The sequence below is a fragment of the Microbacterium sp. USHLN186 genome (assembly GCF_037145155.1).
In the GTDB taxonomy this organism is placed as follows: domain Bacteria; phylum Actinomycetota; class Actinomycetes; order Actinomycetales; family Microbacteriaceae; genus Microbacterium.
Map to the genome: position 1 here is coordinate 121,720 of NZ_JBBCYA010000006.1, position 19,091 is coordinate 140,810.

The window sequence follows — 19,091 nt, forward strand, 5'->3', positions numbered from 1 at the left end:
CGAGTCTACGATGCGACGGCGGGCTCTTCACGGGCCCGGCTCGGCTCGTAGGATTGCGGCATGGTCGACTCGCTTCCCTCTCTCGCATTCCTCGGCGCCGGCTCGATGGGCGGTGCGATCCTGCAGGGCGTGGTCGCATCCGGTGTCGAGGTGGACGGCGGCATCGTCGCGACCAATCGCACCCGCGAGAAGGCGCAGACGCTGGCATCCCTTCCCGGGGTGACGAGCATCGCGCTGGAGGAGAACCCGGCGGGCAACACCGACGCCGTCTCGAGCGCCCGGATCGTGCTGGTCGGAGTGAAGCCGGCGATGGTGCCCGACCTGCTGCGCGAGATCGCGCCGGCCCTGCGCGACGACGCCATCGTGGTCAGCCTCGCGGCCGGCGTCACGCTGCAGACCTTCACCGCAGCACTGGGGGAGCGCGTGCACAGCATCCGCTCCATGCCGAACACCCCGGCCACCGTCGGCGAAGCGGTCACCGGCCTCGCCGCCGGCCCCGCCGCGACCGACGAGGACATGGCCCTGGTCCGGGCGCTGTTCGAGCGGGTGGGTGCGGTGATCGAGGTGCCCGAGGGGCAGATCGATGCGCTGTCGACCGTGTCGGGCTCCGGCCCCGCGTACGTCTTCCTGCTCATCGAGGAGCTCACGAAGGCGGCGATCGGGATGGGCTTCTCGGATGCCGACGCGCGCCTCATGGCCGGGCAGACCTTCATCGGCGCCACGGCGCTGCTCGCCGCCTCGGGGGAGGAGCCGGCCGAGCTGCGCCGCCGGGTCACCAGCCCCAAGGGAACGACCGAACGCGCGATCGCCGTGCTGCAGGAGGCGGCGCTCGACGACGTCTTCGCCCGCGCGACCGCTGCCGCCCTCGCCCGCGCGAAGGAGCTCGCCGCCGGCTCGTGAGAGCTACCGGTCGAGGCCCGCGAAGCGCTCGATGTCGCTGTTGGTGCCCGAGACGATGATCAGATCGTGGTTGGTGACCACGGTGTTCGCCTCGGCGTAGCGGAACGGCTTGCCGGGGCTCTTCACGCCGACGACCGTGACCTTGTACTTCGTGCGCACGCCGGAGTCCTTCAGGCTGACTCCGCGGATGAACTTCGGCGGGTACATCTTCGCCAGCACGAAGTCGTCGTCGAAGCGGATGAAGTCCAGCATCCGTCCGCTGACGAGGTGCGCGACGCGCTCACCGGCTTCGCGCTCGGGGTAGATGACGTGGTTGGCGCCGACGCGGGCGAGGATCTTGCCGTGCGACTGCGACACGGCCTTCGCCCAGATCTGCGGCACCTTGAGGTCGACCAGGTTCGCGGTGATCAGCACGGACGCTTCGATGAGCGAGCCGACGGCGACGACGGCGACCTGGAAGTCCTGCGCCCCGATCTGCCGCAGCGCGTCGATGTTGCGCGCATCGGCCTGCACGGTGTGGGTGACCCGCTCCGACCACTTCTGCACGAGGCCGAGGTCCCCGTCGATCGCGAGCACCTCGCGGTCGAGGCGGTCGAGCTCCCCCGCGCACGCGGCGCCGAAGCGTCCGAGTCCGATCACGAGCACCGGGGCGTCGCCCCGCACCATCTCAACCAACGATCGGCCTTTCGACGGGCAGCGAGTACAGCTGCGAGCGGGACGTCGCGGCGACCGCCGCGGCGAGTGTCACTGTACCAACGCGGCCCATGAAGATGGTCGCCGCGAGCACGTAGCTGGCGGAATCCGGCAGTTGGGCGGTCAGTCCGGAGCTGAGCCCGACGGTGCCGAACGCCGAGATGACATCGAAGAGCACGTCGATGATGTCGGCCTTCGTGATCTGCGCGATCACCACGGTCGACAGCGCGACGATCGTCGCCCCCCACGCGACGACCGACAGCGCCACACGCTGGACGTCGGAAGGGATGCGACGACCGAACACCTCCACGGACTGCCGGCCCTTCGCCTCCGACCACACCGCGATGGCGAGCACGGCGAGGGTGGTCACCTTGATGCCGCCGGCGGTGGACGCCGAACCGCCGCCGACGAACATGAGCATGCATGCCACGAGCATCGACGAGCCGTTCAGGTCGGATATCTCGATGACGTTGAATCCGCCCGAGCGCGTCATCGCCGACAGGAAGAGCGCGTTGATCGTGGTCTCACCGGCATCCATCGACCCGAAGGTCGCGGGGTTGTCGAACTCGAGCAGCAGGAACACGCCGGCGCCGACCACGAGCAGCAGGGTGGTGGTGATCAGCGTGAGCTTGGAGTGCAGCGACCAGCGCTTCACGTGCCACACGTGCTTGGCGAGGGTGTAGATCACGGGGAAGCCGATGCTGCCCAGGAACATGCTGATCATCAGGATGGTCAGCACCAGGTAGTCATCGGCGAAGACGGTCACGCCGCCCGCGTTCGGGGTGAAGCCGGTGTTGGTGAACGACATCGCCGCGTAGTACGGCGCCTCCCAGAGCGCGGCGAACGGGTCGATCCCGGCCCAGAGCAGGGCGGGATACAGGGTCACCGCCACTGCGGCCTCGATCACCAGCGTCGACAGGGCGACGGTGGTCAGCAGCTGACCCACCTCTCCGAGGCGCACGGTCTGACTCTCGTTGACCGGTCCGCCGTGCGCGCGCATCGGGTTCGTGTCGCCGGCGGCGAGCAGCTTCGCACGCAGTCCCAGGCGCTTGGAGATGACCATGCCCATCACGGAGGCGAGCGTGAGCACGCCCATGCCGCCGATGTTCACGCCGATGAACAGCAGCACGTTGCCGAACGGCGACCAGTGCGTGGCCATGTCGACCGTGGCGAGACCGGTGACGCAGATCGTGGACATCGCAGTGAACAGCGCGTCGCTGAGCGGCGTGATCGTGCGATCGGCCGACGCGATCGGCAGCGACAGCAGGCCGGTGAAGATGAGGATGAGCGCGGCGAAGATGATGATCGCGAAGCGCGACGGCGACGACGTCACCAGGTGCTTCGCGCGGCGGCCGAAACCGCGCATCGTGATCTGCGGGGAGGATGCCGACCCCATGCCCGACATCGTTCCCCCTCCTTCGTTCGCCGGCGCCGCTCGCCGAGCCCTCGTCATGGTACTCCGCCGCGGTGCCTACTACCCTGAGGGCATGACCGACATCTTCGACGTGATCGCAGACGGCACGAGGCGAGACATCCTCCGGCTGCTGCTGAGCGAGTCGGCGAAGGGTGACGGCGGCACGAGCGTGACCGGGATCGTCAGCGAGCTCGGCATCAGCCAGCCCACGGTGTCCAAGCATCTCAAGGTGCTGCGTGAGGCGCATCTGGTCACCGTGCGCGAAGACGGCCAACGCCGCTTCTACAGCATCGCGGTCGCCCCGCTCGAGGAGGTCGACGACTGGCTGGTGCCGTTCCTCGTCGACGCGTACGGCGAACTGGCGCCCGAGGTCGACATCCCGTTCACCGCGCTTCCGCCTGCCACGGCGCATGCGGCGGAGGTGGTGGGCCGTGCGGCCGCGTCGGCCAAGCACGCGGTCGCCTCGGCGCTGAAGAAGCTCGGCACCTGAGCGGAGCTCAGTCACATGCGCCCCAGTGGTTTACACCCGTTGCACGCGCCCATATGCTGAGCTTCATCAGAAAGGGGTGCTGGGGATGCCCGATGTTCACGATGTCCGATTCCTGACGGTGGCCGAGGTGGCCGAGATCATGCGCGTGTCGAAGATGACGGTGTACCGTCTCGTGCACGCCGGCGAGCTGCCCGCGGTGCGCTTCGGACGCAGCTACCGTGTGCCGGAGTCCGCGGTGTCCGACGCCATGCGCCCGCCGATCGCCGACGTGGGCTGACCACGAGACCCGGGTGGGCGGTACAGAGGGCTTGCGACCTTTTGCTAGACTCGTCCGAGGCATTTTTTCCGTGCCCGTACCCGGGTGCCGCCTCGTCGGCATCCAACCCCTGACTTAGTGAGGTTTCCGTGGGTTCAGTCATCAAGAAGCGCCGCAAGCGCATGGCGAAGAAGAAGCACCGCAAGCTGCTTCGCAAGACTCGCCACCAGCGCCGCAACAAGAAGTAAGCGGCACGACACCGAGCGCCCCTCATGGCTCCTGAGCCTGTCGAAGGGGCGCTTCGTGTATGCGTCGCGCACCCAGGAGGATCCCGTGAAGTCCATCACCGTCGAAGAGCTCGCCGCCCGCGTGGGCGTTCCGCTGATCGATGTGCGCGAGCGCGACGAGTTCGCTGCCGGCCACGTGCCCGGAGCCGTGAACCTTCCGCTGTCCGAACTGGGCGGTCGGGTCGACGAGCTGCCGGCGGAGCCGTTCGACGTGATCTGCCAGGTCGGCGGCCGCTCCGCGCGAGCCGTCGAGGCGCTCACGGCGCGCGGACATGACGCCACCAACGTCGAGGGCGGCACGGGCGAGTGGATCGCCCAGGGACGCCCGGTCGAGCAGTGACGACGCTCACGCTGATCGGCAAGCCGGACTGCCACCTCTGCGACGTCGCGACCGAGATCGTCGACGCGGTGGTCGCCGAGCTTCCGGATGCGGCCGCCGAGCGCCTCGAGATCGTCGAGCGATCGATCGCGGACGACCCCGCCCTGTACGAACGATGGTGGGAGAAGATCCCCGTCGTCCTGATCGACGGCGAGCTGCACGCGCACTGGCGCGTCTCGCCCGACCGGCTGCGCACCGCGCTCGAGGAGGCCCTGAGATGATCCGTCACGTGGTGATGTGGAAGATGAACGGCGCGGATGCCGACGCGCGCGCCGGCCAGGCCGCCGAGGTGGCCCGTCGACTCAACGCGCTGGCCGGCGTGATCCCCGAACTGCGTGCGGTCTCCGCCGGCGCGAACGTCCTGCACACCGACGTGAACTTCGACGTCGCTCTCGTCGCCGACGTCGACTCGCCCGACGCCCTCGAGGCGTATCAGGTGCACCCCGCGCACCAGGAGGCCGGCGCCTACATCAAGTCCGTCGCCGCCGGGCGCACGGCAGTCGACTTCGAGATCTGACCTTGCAACGCAAACGTGATCGGCGTCCGTGCCGCCCCGCTGTGAGATGTGCGCGTGAGCATGCCAAGATGAATTCACCCGAACCGGGCGTATGCCCCCGTCACGAAGGAGTGGCCTGATGAAGCGCCGTCCCCTGCTTTTCACTGCAGCCATCGTTGCATCCGCCGTACTCGCTCTCACCGGCTGCGCGAGCGGCTCGGGCTCCGACGACGCAGACCAGACCTCGTCGGATGCCGGTGCCGAGTACGGTCTGGTGACCCCGGGCACCCTCTCGGTCTGCTCCGACATCCCCTACGCGCCGTTCGAATTCGAGGGCGGTGACAACGGCACGGGTTACACCGGCTTCGACATCGAGCTGCTCGGCGCCATCGCGAAGAAGCTCGACCTGAAGCTCAACGTGCAGGATGTCGGCTTCGACGCGCTGCAGTCGGGCACGACGCTCGCCGCCGGCACCTGCGACGTCGGTGCGTCCGCGATGACGATCACCGAGGCACGCAAGGCCAACATCGACTTCTCCGATCCCTACTACGACTCTCTCCAGTCGCTGCTCGTCCGCACCGACTCGGGGATCAAGAGCATCAAGGATCTGAAGGGCAAGACGGTCGGCGTGCAGCAGGGCACCACGGGCGAGAACTACGCCAAGGAGAACGCCAAGGGGGCGGAGCTGCTGCAGATGGGTTCGGATGGCGACCTGTGGCCGGCTATGCAAGCCGGGCAGCTCGACGCCATCCTGCAGGACCAGCCGGTCAACCTGGAGCACGAGAAGGCGGACAAGAGCTACAAGATCGTCGAGGAGTACAACACCGACGAGCAGTACGGCTTCGCCTTCGAGAAGGGCAAGAAGGACGCTCTGCGCGATGCGGTCAACAAGGCTCTCAAGGAGCTGAAGGACGACGGCGAGTACCAGAAGATCTACGACGAGTTCTTCACCGCGAAGTGACTCCCGCGAGAGCCCGGTCGGAAGGACCGCGACCATGGCGCTGAAGCGCACGCAGAAGCAGCGGCTGTACCGCTACAGCGTCTATGCGGTGCTGATCGCGGTCGCCGTGTGGATCGCTCTCACGGCGAACTGGGGTCGGCTGGTGCCGCTGTTCCTCAACCCCGAGGTCGCGGTGCGGATGCTGCCGACGATCGTCACGACCGGGCTCGTGAACACCCTGTGGTTCACGGCGGTCGCGTTCACGGGCGGCCTGCTGATCGGCATCGGACTGGCGCTCATGAAGATGTCGGTGATCGGCCCGTTCCGCTGGATCGCGACGGTGTACATCGAACTGTTCCGGGGTCTGCCTGCGATCCTCACGATCTTCGCGATCGCGTTCATCCTGCCGATCGCCGTGGGCGTGCCGGGCAAGGATCTGGGCGGCCCGGTCGTCCTCGGCCTGATCGGTCTCATCCTGGTGGCCTCGGCGTACATGGCCGAGACCATCCGAGCCGGCCTTCAGGCTGTGCCGAAGGGACAGACCGAGGCAGCGCGCTCGCTGGGCATGTCGCCCATGGCGACCACGTTCTGGATCGTGATCCCGCAGGGCTTCCGCATCATCATCCCGCCGCTGACCAACGAATTCGTGCTGCTGCTGAAGGACACCTCGCTGCTGTTCGTCGCGGGGACGTTCATCTGGTCGAAGGAGCTGACCACCTTCGCCCGCGATGCGAGCACGCAGAACGCGAACGGCACACCCCTGATCATGGCGGCGCTGCTGTACTTGATCGTGACGATCCCGCTCACCCGCTTCACGGCGTGGCTGGAGCGGCGGATGGCGAGGGAACGATGACCACCGACATGATCGACGTCCACGCCCCGGCCATCGACATCCAGGGTCTGGTGAAGACCTACGGCGACAACGAGGTGCTCAAGGGCATCGACCTCACCGTGCTCGGCGGTGAGGTGGTCTGCATCATCGGGCCGTCCGGGTCGGGCAAGTCGACGCTGCTGCGCTCGGTGAATCTGCTCGAGCATCCCACCGACGGCCACATCCTCATCGAGGGGATCGACGTCACCGACGAGGACACCGACATCGACCGGGTGCGCCAGCGCATCGGCATGGTCTTCCAGAGCTTCAACCTGTTCCCGCACATGTCGGTGCTCGGCAACCTCACCATCGCCCAGCGGCGGGTGAAGAAGCGCTCGAAGGATGAGGCCGAGAACGTCGCGCGCGAGATGCTGGAGCGGGTGGGCCTGTCGGAGAAGGCGGATGCGTACCCGAGCCACCTCTCCGGCGGGCAGCAGCAGCGCGTCGCGATCGCTCGCGCGCTGTGCATGAACCCCGACATGATGCTCTTCGACGAGCCCACCTCCGCGCTCGACCCGGAGCTGGTCGGCGAGGTGCTGCAGGTGATGCGGCAGCTGGCGGATGAGGGCATGACCATGCTCGTCGTCACGCACGAGATGGGCTTCGCCCGCGAGGTCGGCTCGCGCCTGATCTTCATGGATGGCGGTCACATCCTCGAGCAGGGCGACCCGCGCGAGGTGCTCGCGAACCCGCAGCATCCGCGCACGCAGGACTTCCTCTCCCGCGTGCTCTGACCGGGCCGTCGGGCGGGCGGCGCGTCATCGAGGGGCGCCCGCGTCTGGCATCCTGGAACGTGATGGAGATCGGCGCACTACTCGGCCTCGAGCAGCTCACCTGGGGCATGCTCATCCTCGTCGTCATCGCCGCGTTCGGTGCGGGCTGGATCGACGCCGTCGTGGGTGGCGGTGGACTGCTGCAGCTGCCGGCTGTGCTGCTGATCCCGGGCATCACGCCGGTGCAGGCGCTGGCGACCAACAAGCTCGGATCGATCTTCGGCACGGCCACCAGCAGCGTCACCTACTACCGTCGCGCCCGCCCCGACATCCGCACCGCCCTTCCTATGGCGGTGATCGCCCTGGCCGGCTCGTTCGGCGGCGCCGCAGTCGCGACCGTGCTCCCGGCATCCGCCTTCAAGCCCATCATCGTGGTGGCCCTGCTCGCCGTCGCGCTGTTCACCGCCTTCAGGCCGCAGCTGGGGGCGGCCACGGCGCTGCGTTTCTCGGGCCACCGGCACCACATCGCCGCAGGGGCGGCCGGCCTGGTGATCGGCTTCTACGACGGACTCATCGGCCCCGGCACCGGCACCTTCCTCGTGATCACCCTGGTCGCGCTGCTCGGCTACGACTTCCTGCAGTCGAGCGCGAAGGCCAAGATCGTGAACTTCGCGACCAACGCCGGCGCGCTCATCCTCTTCATCCCGCACGGCGCGGTGCTGTGGCTGCTGGGTCTGATCCTCGGCGCTGCCAACACCGCCGGCAGCTACCTCGGATCGCGCATGGCCATCTCGCGCGGGTCGACCTTCATCCGGGTGGTGTTCCTCGTCGTCGTCGTCCTGCTCATCGGCAAGCTCGGCGTCGATGTGTGGAACGAGAACCTCTCGCCGCTGCTCGCGTCGCTCGCCGCGGTCTGAGTATGCATATCGCTTTGGTCACCCCCCTGCTCGCGAGCTGTCTTCCCGCGTAGACTCGCGAGTGCGTGCGTCCGGAGGGGGCGGCACGCGGCCTGACGGAGGAGGGACGATGATGTCACCACACAGGAAGCCGATGCTGGCCGGAGCGGCCGTTCTCGCTGTCGCCGCACTGGCGCTCAGCGGATGCTCGGGCGCGGGCGACGGGGGCGACGGGGAGAAGGTCGAACTCGAGGTGCAGTCGGCGATGGCCGAGGGGACGGCGCGCTACGACTCGCTCAGCGCACTCGCGGAGGCGTACGAGAAGAAGAACTCGGACGTGAAGATCAACGTGGTCCCGATGGGGAAGGACTACGAGGGCGACATGAAGGTGCGCATGGCCTCGGGCGACCTGCCCGACATCTGGGCCACGCACGGCTGGTCGCTGCTGCGGTACAGCGAGTTCCTCGAGCCGCTCGACGAGCAGTCGTGGGCAGACCAGCTCAACCCGGTGCTCGACTCGACCATGAAGAACGACGACGGGCAGTTCTTCGCCCTGCCGCTGACCACCGATGTCGCCGGCATCCTGTACAACAAGACCGTGCTCGCCGATCTCGGCATCGACCCCGCATCGCTGGGCAGCATCGATGCGTTCGACAAGGCGCTCAAGCGCGTGAAGGACGAGGGCATCGTACCCATCGCCAGCTCCGGGAAGGACGACTGGTTCGCCGGCAACGTCGCCGACTGGCTCGGCTCCGGCTCGTTCGACGAGGGCCAGTCAGAGAAGCTCACCGACGGCGACTTCGCAGCCGACGGCTTCGAGGCGCTGTTCGGCAAGATCGACGAGTGGGCGAAGGGCGGCTACTTCAACCCGGACTTCTCGTCGGCGACGAGCGACGACATCGCGACCGCTCTCGGCCAGGGCAAGACCGCGTTCGTGATGATCCAGAACACCCTTCTCGTCAACGCGCAGCAGTTCGTGCCTGACGCGCAGCTGGGCTTCATGCCCGTACCGGCGATCAATGGTGACCCGGAGTACCTCATCGGCGGCGAGGGAGTGGCGTTGGGGGCGTGGCGCGACGGCGAGCACAAGGAACAGGCACTGGACTTCCTCGCGTTCCTCGCCGAGCCCGACAACATCGGCAAGTTCGCCGGCGAGGACGGCAACCCTGCCGGGCTGAAGGACATCGACGTGGATCTCGGCGAGCTCTCCAGCAGCTACGAGGCGTTCTTCACCCCCGGCAAGGTGCGCATGGTGCCGTACTTCGACCGCGCGTACCTGCCCAACGGCATGTGGAACACGCTGATCACCACCACCAGCGGGCTCGTCACCGGTCAGACCACGGTCGACTCGGCAGTCACGCAGACCGAGGCCGACTTCGGCACGCTGTACGGTCAGCAGTAGCCGACCGTCCGAACCCGTCCGGGGCGGCTGTCCGCCGGCCGCCCCGGACGCCTGGAGAACCGATGACCCTCGCTCGCGCGCCGCGTCCCGCAGACGCGGCACCCGTCGTCGCGTCCGCCGTCCGCCGCCGCGCCCGCGCGCACGGCCTCTATCCGCGGCGGCTGAACTGGTTCTATGTGCCGGCGCTGGCGCTGTTCGCGGTGTTCTCGATCTATCCGCTGCTCAGCGGGATGAGCCTGTCGCTGACCAACTGGAACGGGTACAGCCGCAGCCGCGACTTCATCGGCTTCGACAACTACGTGCGTCTGCTCGGCGACGAGGTGTTCCGCACCGCACTGGTGAACACCCTCATCTACGGTGTGGGCAGCACCGTCATCCAGCAGGTGCTCGGACTCGCCCTGGCCGTCGTGCTCGACCGCGTCGTGCGCGGTGCGGCGGTGCTGCGGGCGATCATCTACCTGCCGGTGATGGTCTCGCCGGTCGTGCTGGGCACCATGTACTACCTGATCTTCCGCTACAACAACGGCGCGCTCAACGACCTGCGGGCGGTGTTCGGTGCTGAGCAGGTCGCGTGGCTGGCCGATGCCTCCGTGGGCATCGCCGTCATCGTGGCCGTGAACTCCCTGCAGTTCGTCGGGATCTCGATGGTCATCTACCTCGCCGGGCTGCAGGCCGTGCCCACGGAGTACTACGAGGCGGCCCAGCTCGACGGGGCCACATGGTGGCAGAGCTTTCGCAGCATCACCGTGCCGCTGCTGCAGCCCGCGTTCGCCACGAGCATCGTGCTGAACCTCATCGGCGGGCTGAAGCTGTTCGACGTGGTGCAGGTGCTCACCGGGGGCGGCCCGGGCAAGTCCACGCACTCGGTGTCGACGCTGATCGGCGAGACGTACTTCGCCGGGCAGGCCGCCGGGTATTCCGCGGCCATCGGCGTCGTGCTGTTCATCCTCATCGCCGCGGTGACCTTCGTGCTCAGTACTCTGCTGAACCGTCGACGGGTCGAGCTGTGAAGCGGGCATCCGCGCCGTCGAAGGCGTTCATCTACGCCGGACTCGCACTCATCGCCCTGCTGCAGCTGCTGCCGTTCTACTTCGGCGTCACCACGGCGGCCAAGGCGAAGACGGATCTGTCCTCGCCGTGGGTGCTGCCGGGTGAGATCCACTGGGCCAACTTCCGCACCGCGATCGAGCAGGGCCACATCCTCACCGCCATCGGCAACAGCGCACAGGTCACTGTCGTCTCCACGGTGCTGGTGTGCGTGCTGGGCGCCTTCGCCGCCTACCCCCTGGCGCGCCGGCAGACTCGCGGAAACCGACTCGTGTACGCGGGCATCATCGGGCTGATCATGATCCCGCCGCTGTCGGTGCTGGTGCCGCTGTACACGCTCATGAAGGTTCTGCACGGGCTGAACACGCACTGGGGCATCATCGCGGTGATGGTCACCGGCAACCTGCCGCTGGCGGTGTTCCTGTACACGGCGTTCATGCGCAGCCTGCCCGTCGCGATCGAGGAGGCGGCGGTCGTGGACGGCGCCAGCGGATGGCAGGTGCTGATGCGCATCGTGTTCCCCATGCTGCGCCCGGTCACCGCGACGGTCGCGATCCTGGCGGGTGTGGGCATCTGGAACGAGTTCGCGCTGAGCACGTACTTCCTGCGCAGCGACGAGACCCGCACGATCGCACCCGCGGTGGCGAACTTCTTCGCGTCTCAGGGCAGCAATCCGGGCGCCGCGGCCGCGGCGGCACTGCTGTCGGTCGTGCCGGTGCTGCTCGCCTACCTCTTCCTGCAGCGCAGCTTCATCAAGGGGATGGTGGCCGGCTCGATGAAGTGAGGCCGACGGGCACGGGGTACTTGAAGCCGACGTGCGAGCCGGTGTAGCCGAGGCGCTCGTAGAACCGGTGGGCATCGGTTCGAGCGGCATCGGAGGTGAGCTGGATCATCGCCGCCCCGAGGGCGGGCGCGGCGGCCCCGGACACCCAGCGCATCATGGCCGAGCCGATGCCGCTCGAGCGCAGGTCGGCGCGCACGCGCACCGCCTCGACGAGCAGACGCCGCGCACCCCTGCGCGCCATGCCTGGGATCGAGGTCAGCTGCAGGGTCCCCACGATCGCGCCATCGAGCTCGACGACGAGCAGGTCGTTGGAGTCGTCGGCGATGATGTCCTCGAGCGCGGCGAGATACGCCGGCCGGTCGGCATCCGACGCCTGATCGCCGCGGGAGGCGCTGATCGGGTCGTCGGCGAGCAGTGCGATGATCCCGTCGGCATCCGCCCGCGACGCCCGTCGCAGCACGCACGTCCCGATGCGCGAGTCGAGCGGCTGCGGAAGGGGGAGGGATGCCAGCACCCGTCCAGTCTGTCAGGATGCCGAGACCCCCAGAAAATGCCGACACCCCCAGCTGCGGACGTGCGCAGCTGGGGGTGTCGGCGGGAAGTGGGGGTGTCGGCGGGGAGGTAAGTGTGCCGTGACCGTCAGGCCTCGGCCGGCTCCTCGGCATCCGGCTCCGCGTCCACGCCGGCTTCGGCGCGCTGCTCCGGCGTGATCGGCGCGGGCGCCTCGGTGAGCGGATCGAAACCGCCGCCGGACTTCGGGAAAGCGATGACCTCGCGAATGGACTCCGTCTTGGTGAGGTGCTGCATCACACGGTCCATGCCCAGCGCGATCCCGCCGTGCGGGGGAGCGCCGAACTTGAACGCCTCGAGCAGGAACCCGAACTTCTCGTCGGCCTCCTCCTCGGTGATGCCCATCACCGAGAACACGCGCTTCTGCACGTCCTCGCGGTGGATGCGGATCGATCCGCCGCCCAGCTCGGAGCCGTTGCAGACGATGTCGTACGCGTACGCGAGGGCGGATGCCGGGTCGGTGTCGAACGTGTCGGCGAACTCCAGCTTCGGCCCGGTGAACGCGTGGTGCACGGCCGTCCAGGCGCCTGAGCCGACCGCGACGTCACCGGATGCCACGGCATCGCCGGCCGGCTCGAACATCGGCGCGTCGACCACCCAGGTGAACGCGAACTCGTTCGGGTCGAGCAGACCCAGCCGGCGGCCGATCTCCACGCGCGCTGCACCGAGCAGTGCCCGGCTGGCCTTCGTCTCGCCGGCGGCGAAGAACACGCAGTCGCCGGTCTCCGCGCCCACGAGCGCAGCCAGTCCGGCCTGCTCCGACTCGGAGAGGTTCTTGGCGACCGGGCCGCCGAGCGTCCCGTCCTCGTTGAACAGCACGTACGCCAGGCCGCGCGCGCCGCGCTGCTTGGCCCAGTCCTGCCAGGCATCCAGAGTCTTGCGCGGCTGCGAAGCGCCGCCGGGCATCCGCACCGCACCGACGTACTCCGACTGGAACACGCGGAACGGCGTGTTCACGAAGTAGCCGGTCGCCTCGACGAGCTCGAGGCCGAAGCGCAGGTCGGGCTTGTCGGAGCCGTACTTCGCCATCGCGTCGGCGTAGGTGATGCGCGGCAGCGGGGTGTGCACGTCGACGTCGATGGTGCGCCACATCGCGACGATGAGCGACTCCATCATCTCGATGACGTCCTCCTGGTCGACGAAGGCCATCTCGATGTCGAGCTGGGTGAACTCCGGCTGGCGGTCGGCGCGGAAGTCCTCGTCGCGGTAGCAGCGGGCGATCTGGAAGTACTTCTCCACACCGCCGACCATGAGCAGCTGCTTGAACAGCTGCGGCGACTGCGGCAGCGCGTACCAGCTGCCCGGATGCAGGCGCGCCGGCACCAGGAAGTCGCGGGCACCCTCGGGAGTCGAGCGCGTGAGGGTGGGCGTCTCGACCTCGACGAACTCACGCCGGTGCAGCTCGTCGCGGATCGCCTTGTACACCTGCGAGCGCAGGCGCATCGCGGCGGCGGGTGCGGGTCGGCGCAGGTCGAGGTAGCGGTGCTTGAGACGCACCTCCTCGCCGATCGGGTCGGTCTCGGCCAGGCCGCTGGACACCGGGAACGGCAGCGGCGCGGACTCGTTGAGCACGACCACCTCGGATGCGATCAGCTCGACCTCTCCGGTGGGCAGGTTCGGGTTCTCGTTGCCCTCGGGGCGGCGGGCGACCTCGCCGGTCACCTGCAGCACGAACTCGCTGCGCAGCGGGTGCGCCACCTCTTCGTCACGGATGACGACCTGCGCGATGCCGGACGCATCGCGAAGATCGATGAATGCGACGCCTCCGTGATCGCGGCGACGGTCGACCCAGCCCGAGAGGGTGACGGTCTGACCGATGTGCGAGGCAGTCAAAGAGCCTGCCGGGTGGGTGCGCAGCACGGAGGATTCCTTCTGATCGGGGGATAGTGACCCCGCCAGTCTACGTGGCGTGTCGTGGCGGCCGACTCGGCCGGCGGCCTGCCGCGCGATACGGTGAGCGGGTGACGGAACGACGACTGCACCTGGTGCGCCACGGCGAGGTGCACAACCCCGCCCGGGTGCTCTACGGACGCCTTCCGAACTACCACCTCAGCGAGGCGGGCCGGGAGATGGCGAGGGCCGCCGCCGCGCACGTGGCATCGCTCGACCGGCCGGTGGGCGAGCTGCGCTGCTCGCCGCTCGAGCGCACCCAGGAGTCGGCCGAGCCCTTCACCGAGATCTTCGCGCTGCCCGCCACGCACGACATCCGCATCATCGAGCCGGCCAACGTGTTCGAGGGCCAGCGGATGTCGCGCGCACTGCGCAACCCCTTCAACTGGCGCCACTTGCGCCGGCCCTCGCTGCCCAGCTGGGGTGAGCCGTACGCGGCCGTCGCGCAGCGCGTGCGCGCGGCGATGGACGAGGCGTGGGATGCCGCCGGCGAAGGCGCCGCGGTGCACGACGGCGACATCGTGTTCGTCTCGCATCAGGCGCCGATCTGGATCACCCACCTCTCGGTCGCCGGTCTGCGCTTGCAGCACGATCCCCGCACACGCCGCTGCGCGCTGTCGAGCGTGACGAGCTTCGAGCGCGTCGGTGACGTGTGGCGTGAGGTCGCGTACGCCGAACCCGCGAGCAAGGGCATCGACCTCGGCGCGGTCTGACCGTCCTCCGACCGCACGACAGCACGGCAGGCGAGCCGCGTTTCAGAGCGCGCATAGGAACCCCGCGTACGATTCCCAGCGTGTCCGTGCCTGCTCGAACCCTGCGCGGCGCTCGCCGTCTCGGCGCTGCCGCTCTCGCCGCGGCGCTCGCCGTCGGGCTGAGCGCCTGCAGCTCCGACCCCACGGTCGACGCCTTCAAGAACGGCGAGGAGAAGGCGTACACCTCGGCCGACTTCCGCGTCGAGTCCATCCCCGCTGCCAAGCGCAAGGCGCCGGTCTACTTCGGCGGCGTCACCGAGGACGGTGAGAAGTTCTCCAGCGATGACATCCGCGGCGAGGTCGCCGTGGTCAACTTCTGGTACGCGGGATGCGGGCCCTGCCGCATCGAGGCGAAAGACCTCGAGGCGACCTGGCAGAAGCACCGCGGCGACGACGTGCAGTTCATCGGCGTGAACATCTACGACCAGGCCGATACCGCCAAGGCGTTCGCCAAGACCTACGGGGTCACCTATCCCAGCCTGATCGATGCGACCACGGGCGAGGCGAAACTCGCATTCGCCGCCGTCACGCCCATCCAGGCGCCGCCGACCACGCTCGTGCTCGACCGGCAGGGACGGGTCTCGGCGCGCATCATCGGACCCATCGACGGCACCTCGATCCTGTCCACGCTGATCGCCGACGCGCTCAAGGAGAAGGCGTGAGCCCGGATGCCGTGATCGGAGCCGGTGCGCTCTGGATCGCCATCCCGTTCGCGCTGCTCGCCGGACTCGTCTCGTTCCTCTCGCCGTGCATCCTGCCGCTCGTGCCGGGCTACCTCGGCTTCATCGGCGGCGCGGCAGGCACCAGGGCGTCGTCGGGCCCTTCGGCAGGCTCAGGGACCCAGGCAGGCTCAGGGACCCAGATGGGCTCGGCCTCTCAGCGCCGGCGGATGCTGCTCGGCGTCCTGCTGTTCATCGCCGGCTTCACGGTCGTCTTCGTGGCGTACACCGTGATCGGCGGCGCGGCCTCCACCTTCTTCCTGCAGTGGGGCGATCTGATCACCCGCGTGCTGGGCGCGGTGGTCGTGCTGATGGGCCTGGTGTTCCTCGGCCTGTTCGGCTTCGCGCAGCGCCAGTACAAGGTGCAGGTCAGCTCAGCGACCGGGCTGATCGGCGCCCCGCTGCTGGGGTTCACGCTTGCGATCGGCTGGGCGCCGTGCACGGGTCCCACGCTCGGCGCGATCATCAGCGTCGGCTGGACACTCGGCGACCCGTGGCGCGCCGGGCTGCTCGGGGTGGCGTATTCGCTCGGCCTCGGCATCCCGTTCCTCCTCGTGGCCCTCGGCTTCGGCTGGGCGACGACCGCCACGACTTTCCTGCGCCGACACATCCGCACCGTGAACGTCATCGGCGGCGCGCTGCTGATCCTGCTCGGCCTGCTGATGGTCACCGGCGTGTGGACCCAGATCATGTCTCGACTGACGGCGGTGATGAGCAGTGTCATCCTCCCTCTCTGATCGCTCCGGACCGGTGGAGGGCGCGGCGGCGACATCCGACCCGCTGCGCCCGTCCGACCACATCGACTCCGCACCCGTCGACGACGGCGAGATCAATCAGCCGAAGCTGGGAGTCGTCGGATGGCTGCGCTGGGGCTGGCGGCAGCTCACGTCCATGCGCGTCGCGCTGGTGCTGCTGCTCATCCTCGCGATCGCGGCGATCCCCGGGTCGGTGTTCCCCCAGCGCACCGCCGACCCGAACGGCGTCGTGCAGTACAAGCAGAACAACCCCGATCTGTTCCCGGTGCTCGACGCGCTGCGCATGTTCGACGTGTACTCGTCGCCGTGGTTCTCGGCCATCTATCTGCTGCTGTTCATCTCGCTGATCGGCTGCATCATCCCGCGCATCCGCCACCACGCGAAGGCGCTGCGCGCGGCGCCCCCGCGCACCCCGGCGCGGCTCGACCGGCTCGAGCACCACCGCGCGGTGGTACTCGAGGACGGTGCGGCGGCCGCATCCATCGACATCGCTCAGAAGCAGCTCAAGGCTCTCGGCTACCGCGTCGCGCGCTACGACCGCGGCCGCACCTGGTCGGTCTCCGCCGAACGCGGATACTGGCGCGAGACCGGCAACCTCGTCTTCCATATCGCCCTCGTCGGCGTGCTCGTCACGGTCGGCATCGGCGGCGGCTTCGCCTACACCGGCCAGCGCGTCGTGATCGAGGGAGACAGCTACGTCAACACCCTGATCGACTACAACTCCATCAACCGCGGCCGCTTCGTCGCCGACGACAGCTTCCAGCCCTACGCGCTCACTCTCGACTCCTTCGACATCACCTACGAGGACTTCGGCACCCCCGGCGCAGGGCAGGCGGGAAACTTCGCGGCGAACCTCACCGTGCGCGACGTCGACGGCTCGACCCGGAAGGGCACCGTGCGGGTGAACCACCCCCTGCACGTCGGCGGCGACAGCGTCTACCTGCTCGGAAACGGCTACGCCCCGATGATCACCGTGCGCAACGCCGAGGGCGAGGTCGTCCGCAGCGGACCGGTGGAGTTCCTGCCGCAGGACAGCTCGATGACCTCGCTGGGCGTGGTCAAGGTGACCGACGGGATGCCGGAGCAGCTCGGCATGATCGGCTTCCTCTACCCGACGCCGCTGAAGCTGAAGACCGGCGCCTACACCTCCGTGCACGGCGCGCTGACGCTGCCGCTGCTCACGCTCGACGTGTATCAGGGCGATCTCGGCATCGACGGCGGGAAGCCGGTGTCGGTGTTCGAGCTGAACACCGACGGGCTGGAGAAGCTCAACGGTCGCGGCACCGAGACGAAGTCACTCGAGCTCGAGCCCGGGCAGACTGCCGAGCTGCCGAACGGGCTGGGCACGGTGACCTTCGAGGACGCCTCGCCCGAGGGTGCGAAGGACTCGTTGCAGTCGGTGAAGCGCTACGTCTCGCTGCAGATCCACCACGACGCATCGGCACCATGGGTGCTGGCCTTCGCGCTGCTGGCGCTCGCTGGGTTGAGCCTGGCCCTGTTCATCCCGCGCCGTCGCATGTGGGTGAAGGCGACGACCGGCGACGACGATCGCATCCACCTGGAGTACGCCGCGCTGGCCCGCGGCGACGACCCGACCCTCGCCGCTGCCGTGGACGACCTCGTCCGCGGGCATGAGCGGCTTCTCGAAGCGGCCGCGCCGAAGGGCGCGACCCCCGCGCAGGGAGTATGACATGGACCTCGATTCGATCTCGATCCTCACGCTGTGGACGGCCATCGCCGTGTACGCCGGGTCGTTCATCGCCTACGCCTTCGACCTGGCACGGCGCTCGTCGGCGAACACCGCGGCCGCGGTCGCGTCGCCCGCCTCGTCACCGGCGCTGGTCGCTGCGGGTGGTGGCGCGGCGGCTGCCGGCGACCTGCGCGCTGCGGGAGTCGCGGATGCCGGCGACGTGCGCCCTCGTCGCGGCAAGCGCGACGGAGCACCGCGCTACATCTTCGCCCGGATCGGCACCGCGCTGGCCATTCTCGGCTGGCTCTTCCACCTCGCCGCGACCCTGACCCGCGGGTTCGCCGCCGGACGCGTGCCGTGGGCGAACCTGTACGAGTTCGCGATGATCGGCACACTGCTGATCATGGGCGTGTTCCTGGTCGTGCTCACCCGCATCGACCTGCGCTACCTCGGCACGTTCATCTCCGGGCTCGTCGTCGTGCTGCTCGGAGCGGCCGCCGCGAACTTCTACGTCTCGGTCACGCCGCTGGTCGACCCGCTGAAGTCGGTGTGGCTCGTGATCCACGTGTTCGTGGCATCCCTGTCCACCGCGCTGCTGGCCCTCGCCTTCGCCCTCTCGGTGATGCAGCTGCTGCAGTCCCGGCGCGAGCGTCGCGTCGCGGAGGGCGTGGAGAACGCCGGCCCCGGGTTCCTGCGCACCCTGCCGAACACTGTGCGCCTGGAGAACATGGCGTACCACTTCACGGTAGTGGGCTTCATCTTCTGGACCTTCACACTGATCGCCGGCTCCATCTGGGCGCAGGATGCGTGGGGCCGCTACTGGGGCTTCGACGTGAAGGAGACCTGGACCTTCATCATCTGGGTGCTCTACGCCGGCTACATCCACGCGCGGGCGACCCGCGGCTGGCGCGGCAACCCGTCGGCGTGGCTGTCGATCACCGGCTTCACCGCCGTGATCTTCAACTTCGCCATCGTGAACGTCTTCTTCAAGGGCCTGCACGCCTACTCCGGCCTGAGCTGAGTGCTCGAGCGGCTTTCGCGGATTGACCCGGGGAAGGTGATTCACCCGGAGAAGGACGGATGCCGGGTGTGGCATCCGTCCTCCGGTGAATAACCTTCGCTCGGTGACACCGGCAAGAGGACGACC

General features: G+C 68.5%; 23 protein-coding genes. 19 read left to right on the top strand and 4 right to left on the bottom strand.

Translation table 11 applies throughout. The features are described from left to right. Positions 1 to 60 precede the first annotated feature (60 nt). A complete protein-coding gene (gene proC, locus WFG93_RS12375) occupies positions 61 to 900 on the top strand; it encodes a pyrroline-5-carboxylate reductase (protein ID WP_336646638.1) in 840 nt (279 codons plus the stop codon). Between the two features lie 3 nt (positions 901 to 903). Here the strand turns inward: proC and WFG93_RS12380 are convergent, their stop codons facing one another. Beyond that, positions 904 to 1,566, bottom strand: coding sequence for a potassium channel family protein (locus WFG93_RS12380; protein ID WP_442928259.1), 663 nt, complete (start codon positions 1,564 to 1,566; stop codon positions 904 to 906). A gap of 1 nt (position 1,567) precedes the next feature. Next, entirely contained in the window at positions 1,568 to 2,989 is a 1,422-nt protein-coding gene (locus WFG93_RS12385; RefSeq protein WP_442928264.1) for a TrkH family potassium uptake protein, read from the bottom strand. A gap of 91 nt (positions 2,990 to 3,080) precedes the next feature. On the opposite strand from WFG93_RS12385, the gene WFG93_RS12390 reads away from it, so the two are divergent. The 13 genes from WFG93_RS12390 (at position 3,081) to WFG93_RS12450 (ending at position 11,568) form a co-directional block, all read left to right on the top strand. Then, positions 3,081 to 3,497: an ArsR/SmtB family transcription factor gene (locus tag WFG93_RS12390; protein WP_336646640.1), complete on the top strand. Its 417-nt coding sequence runs from the start codon at positions 3,081 to 3,083 to the stop codon at positions 3,495 to 3,497. An 85-nt stretch (positions 3,498 to 3,582) separates the two neighbouring features. Next, positions 3,583 to 3,774 carry a helix-turn-helix domain-containing protein gene (locus WFG93_RS12395; RefSeq protein ID WP_336646641.1) on the top strand — a complete coding sequence of 64 codons (192 nt, stop codon included), beginning with the start codon at positions 3,583 to 3,585 and terminating at the stop codon, positions 3,772 to 3,774. A 128-nt stretch (positions 3,775 to 3,902) separates the two neighbouring features. Further along, positions 3,903 to 4,001: a 30S ribosomal protein bS22 gene (locus WFG93_RS12400; protein ID WP_003792170.1), complete on the top strand. Its 99-nt coding sequence runs from the start codon at positions 3,903 to 3,905 to the stop codon at positions 3,999 to 4,001. An 85-nt stretch (positions 4,002 to 4,086) separates the two neighbouring features. Then, positions 4,087 to 4,380, top strand: coding sequence for a rhodanese-like domain-containing protein (locus tag WFG93_RS12405; RefSeq protein WP_336646642.1), 294 nt, complete (start codon positions 4,087 to 4,089; stop codon positions 4,378 to 4,380). Continuing rightward, positions 4,377 to 4,640, top strand: coding sequence for a glutaredoxin family protein (locus WFG93_RS12410; RefSeq protein ID WP_336646643.1), 264 nt, complete (start codon positions 4,377 to 4,379; stop codon positions 4,638 to 4,640). Before WFG93_RS12405 ends, WFG93_RS12410 begins: the two co-directional genes overlap by 4 nt. Next, positions 4,637 to 4,936: a Dabb family protein gene (locus WFG93_RS12415; RefSeq protein WP_336646644.1), complete on the top strand. Its 300-nt coding sequence runs from the start codon at positions 4,637 to 4,639 to the stop codon at positions 4,934 to 4,936. The genes WFG93_RS12410 and WFG93_RS12415 overlap by 4 nt, the downstream gene beginning before the upstream one ends. A gap of 118 nt (positions 4,937 to 5,054) precedes the next feature. Next, complete coding sequence (locus tag WFG93_RS12420; RefSeq protein ID WP_336646645.1) at positions 5,055 to 5,876, top strand: basic amino acid ABC transporter substrate-binding protein; 822 nt, start codon at positions 5,055 to 5,057, stop codon at positions 5,874 to 5,876. A 34-nt stretch (positions 5,877 to 5,910) separates the two neighbouring features. Beyond that, a complete protein-coding gene (locus WFG93_RS12425; protein WP_336646646.1) occupies positions 5,911 to 6,708 on the top strand; it encodes an amino acid ABC transporter permease in 798 nt (265 codons plus the stop codon). After that, on the top strand, positions 6,705 to 7,460 hold the full coding sequence (locus WFG93_RS12430; protein WP_336646647.1) for an amino acid ABC transporter ATP-binding protein: 756 nt from the start codon (positions 6,705 to 6,707) through the stop codon (positions 7,458 to 7,460). The genes WFG93_RS12425 and WFG93_RS12430 overlap by 4 nt, the downstream gene beginning before the upstream one ends. A 62-nt stretch (positions 7,461 to 7,522) precedes the next feature. Then, a complete protein-coding gene (locus WFG93_RS12435) occupies positions 7,523 to 8,356 on the top strand; it encodes a TSUP family transporter (RefSeq protein ID WP_336646648.1) in 834 nt (277 codons plus the stop codon). Positions 8,357 to 8,465: 109 nt separating this feature from the next. After that, positions 8,466 to 9,737 carry an ABC transporter substrate-binding protein gene (locus WFG93_RS12440; RefSeq protein WP_336646649.1) on the top strand — a complete coding sequence of 424 codons (1,272 nt, stop codon included), beginning with the start codon at positions 8,466 to 8,468 and terminating at the stop codon, positions 9,735 to 9,737. A gap of 62 nt (positions 9,738 to 9,799) precedes the next feature. Beyond that, positions 9,800 to 10,747 (top strand): carbohydrate ABC transporter permease, encoded by a 948-nt coding sequence (locus WFG93_RS12445; protein WP_336646650.1) that lies wholly within the window; start codon positions 9,800 to 9,802, stop codon positions 10,745 to 10,747. Continuing rightward, the gene (locus WFG93_RS12450) at positions 10,744 to 11,568 is read left to right on the top strand and encodes a carbohydrate ABC transporter permease (protein ID WP_336646651.1); all 825 of its coding nucleotides are present in this window, start codon (positions 10,744 to 10,746) and stop codon (positions 11,566 to 11,568) included. The genes WFG93_RS12445 and WFG93_RS12450 overlap by 4 nt, the downstream gene beginning before the upstream one ends. On the opposite strand, the gene WFG93_RS12455 is transcribed toward WFG93_RS12450, so the two are convergent. Together WFG93_RS12455 and aspS are read right to left on the bottom strand one after the other, a co-directional pair. After that, the gene (locus tag WFG93_RS12455; RefSeq protein ID WP_336646652.1) at positions 11,537 to 12,082 is read right to left on the bottom strand and encodes a GNAT family N-acetyltransferase; all 546 of its coding nucleotides are present in this window, start codon (positions 12,080 to 12,082) and stop codon (positions 11,537 to 11,539) included. The two genes, WFG93_RS12450 and WFG93_RS12455, sit on opposite strands and share 32 nt — an antisense overlap. A 125-nt stretch (positions 12,083 to 12,207) precedes the next feature. Next, the gene (aspS, locus tag WFG93_RS12460) at positions 12,208 to 13,998 is read right to left on the bottom strand and encodes an aspartate--tRNA ligase (RefSeq protein ID WP_336646653.1); all 1,791 of its coding nucleotides are present in this window, start codon (positions 13,996 to 13,998) and stop codon (positions 12,208 to 12,210) included. Between the two features lie 101 nt (positions 13,999 to 14,099). Between aspS and WFG93_RS12465 the strand changes: the two genes are divergently transcribed. The 5 genes from WFG93_RS12465 to ccsB all read left to right on the top strand — a co-directional run bounded on the left by WFG93_RS12465 (position 14,100) and on the right by ccsB (position 18,965). Continuing rightward, positions 14,100 to 14,741 (top strand): histidine phosphatase family protein, encoded by a 642-nt coding sequence (locus tag WFG93_RS12465; protein ID WP_336646654.1) that lies wholly within the window; start codon positions 14,100 to 14,102, stop codon positions 14,739 to 14,741. A gap of 80 nt (positions 14,742 to 14,821) precedes the next feature. Then, a complete protein-coding gene (locus WFG93_RS12470) occupies positions 14,822 to 15,442 on the top strand; it encodes a TlpA family protein disulfide reductase (RefSeq protein ID WP_336646655.1) in 621 nt (206 codons plus the stop codon). Then, entirely contained in the window at positions 15,439 to 16,236 is a 798-nt protein-coding gene (locus WFG93_RS12475) for a cytochrome c biogenesis CcdA family protein (protein WP_336646656.1), read from the top strand. Before WFG93_RS12470 ends, WFG93_RS12475 begins: the two co-directional genes overlap by 4 nt. Next, entirely contained in the window at positions 16,217 to 17,944 is a 1,728-nt protein-coding gene (gene resB / locus WFG93_RS12480) for a cytochrome c biogenesis protein ResB (protein WP_336646657.1), read from the top strand. The genes WFG93_RS12475 and resB overlap by 20 nt, the downstream gene beginning before the upstream one ends. A 1-nt stretch (position 17,945) precedes the next feature. Beyond that, on the top strand, positions 17,946 to 18,965 hold the full coding sequence (gene ccsB, locus WFG93_RS12485; RefSeq protein ID WP_336646658.1) for a c-type cytochrome biogenesis protein CcsB: 1,020 nt from the start codon (positions 17,946 to 17,948) through the stop codon (positions 18,963 to 18,965). The last annotated feature ends 126 nt before the right edge of the window (positions 18,966 to 19,091 follow it).

What these genes read in the sequence shown, in the direction of transcription:
- WFG93_RS12415 (WP_336646644.1), top strand. Translation starts at nt 4,637, where the DNA reads ATGATCCGTCACGTGGTGATGTGGAAGATGAACGGCGCGGATGCCGAC.
- WFG93_RS12395 (WP_336646641.1), top strand. Translation starts at nt 3,583, where the DNA reads ATGCCCGATGTTCACGATGTCCGATTCCTGACGGTGGCCGAGGTGGCC.
- WFG93_RS12430 (WP_336646647.1), top strand. Translation starts at nt 6,705, where the DNA reads ATGACCACCGACATGATCGACGTCCACGCCCCGGCCATCGACATCCAG.
- WFG93_RS12440 (WP_336646649.1), top strand. Translation starts at nt 8,466, where the DNA reads ATGATGTCACCACACAGGAAGCCGATGCTGGCCGGAGCGGCCGTTCTC.
- WFG93_RS12425 (WP_336646646.1), top strand. Translation starts at nt 5,911, where the DNA reads ATGGCGCTGAAGCGCACGCAGAAGCAGCGGCTGTACCGCTACAGCGTC.
- WFG93_RS12435 (WP_336646648.1), top strand. Translation starts at nt 7,523, where the DNA reads ATGGAGATCGGCGCACTACTCGGCCTCGAGCAGCTCACCTGGGGCATG.
- ccsB (WP_336646658.1), top strand. Translation starts at nt 17,946, where the DNA reads ATGGACCTCGATTCGATCTCGATCCTCACGCTGTGGACGGCCATCGCC.
- WFG93_RS12390 (WP_336646640.1), top strand. Translation starts at nt 3,081, where the DNA reads ATGACCGACATCTTCGACGTGATCGCAGACGGCACGAGGCGAGACATC.
- WFG93_RS12445 (WP_336646650.1), top strand. Translation starts at nt 9,800, where the DNA reads ATGACCCTCGCTCGCGCGCCGCGTCCCGCAGACGCGGCACCCGTCGTC.
- WFG93_RS12385 (WP_442928264.1), bottom strand. Translation starts at nt 2,989, where the DNA reads ATGGGGTCGGCATCCTCCCCGCAGATCACGATGCGCGGTTTCGGCCGC.
- proC (WP_336646638.1), top strand. Translation starts at nt 61, where the DNA reads ATGGTCGACTCGCTTCCCTCTCTCGCATTCCTCGGCGCCGGCTCGATG.
- WFG93_RS12380 (WP_442928259.1), bottom strand. Translation starts at nt 1,566, where the DNA reads ATGGTGCGGGGCGACGCCCCGGTGCTCGTGATCGGACTCGGACGCTTC.
- WFG93_RS12420 (WP_336646645.1), top strand. Translation starts at nt 5,055, where the DNA reads ATGAAGCGCCGTCCCCTGCTTTTCACTGCAGCCATCGTTGCATCCGCC.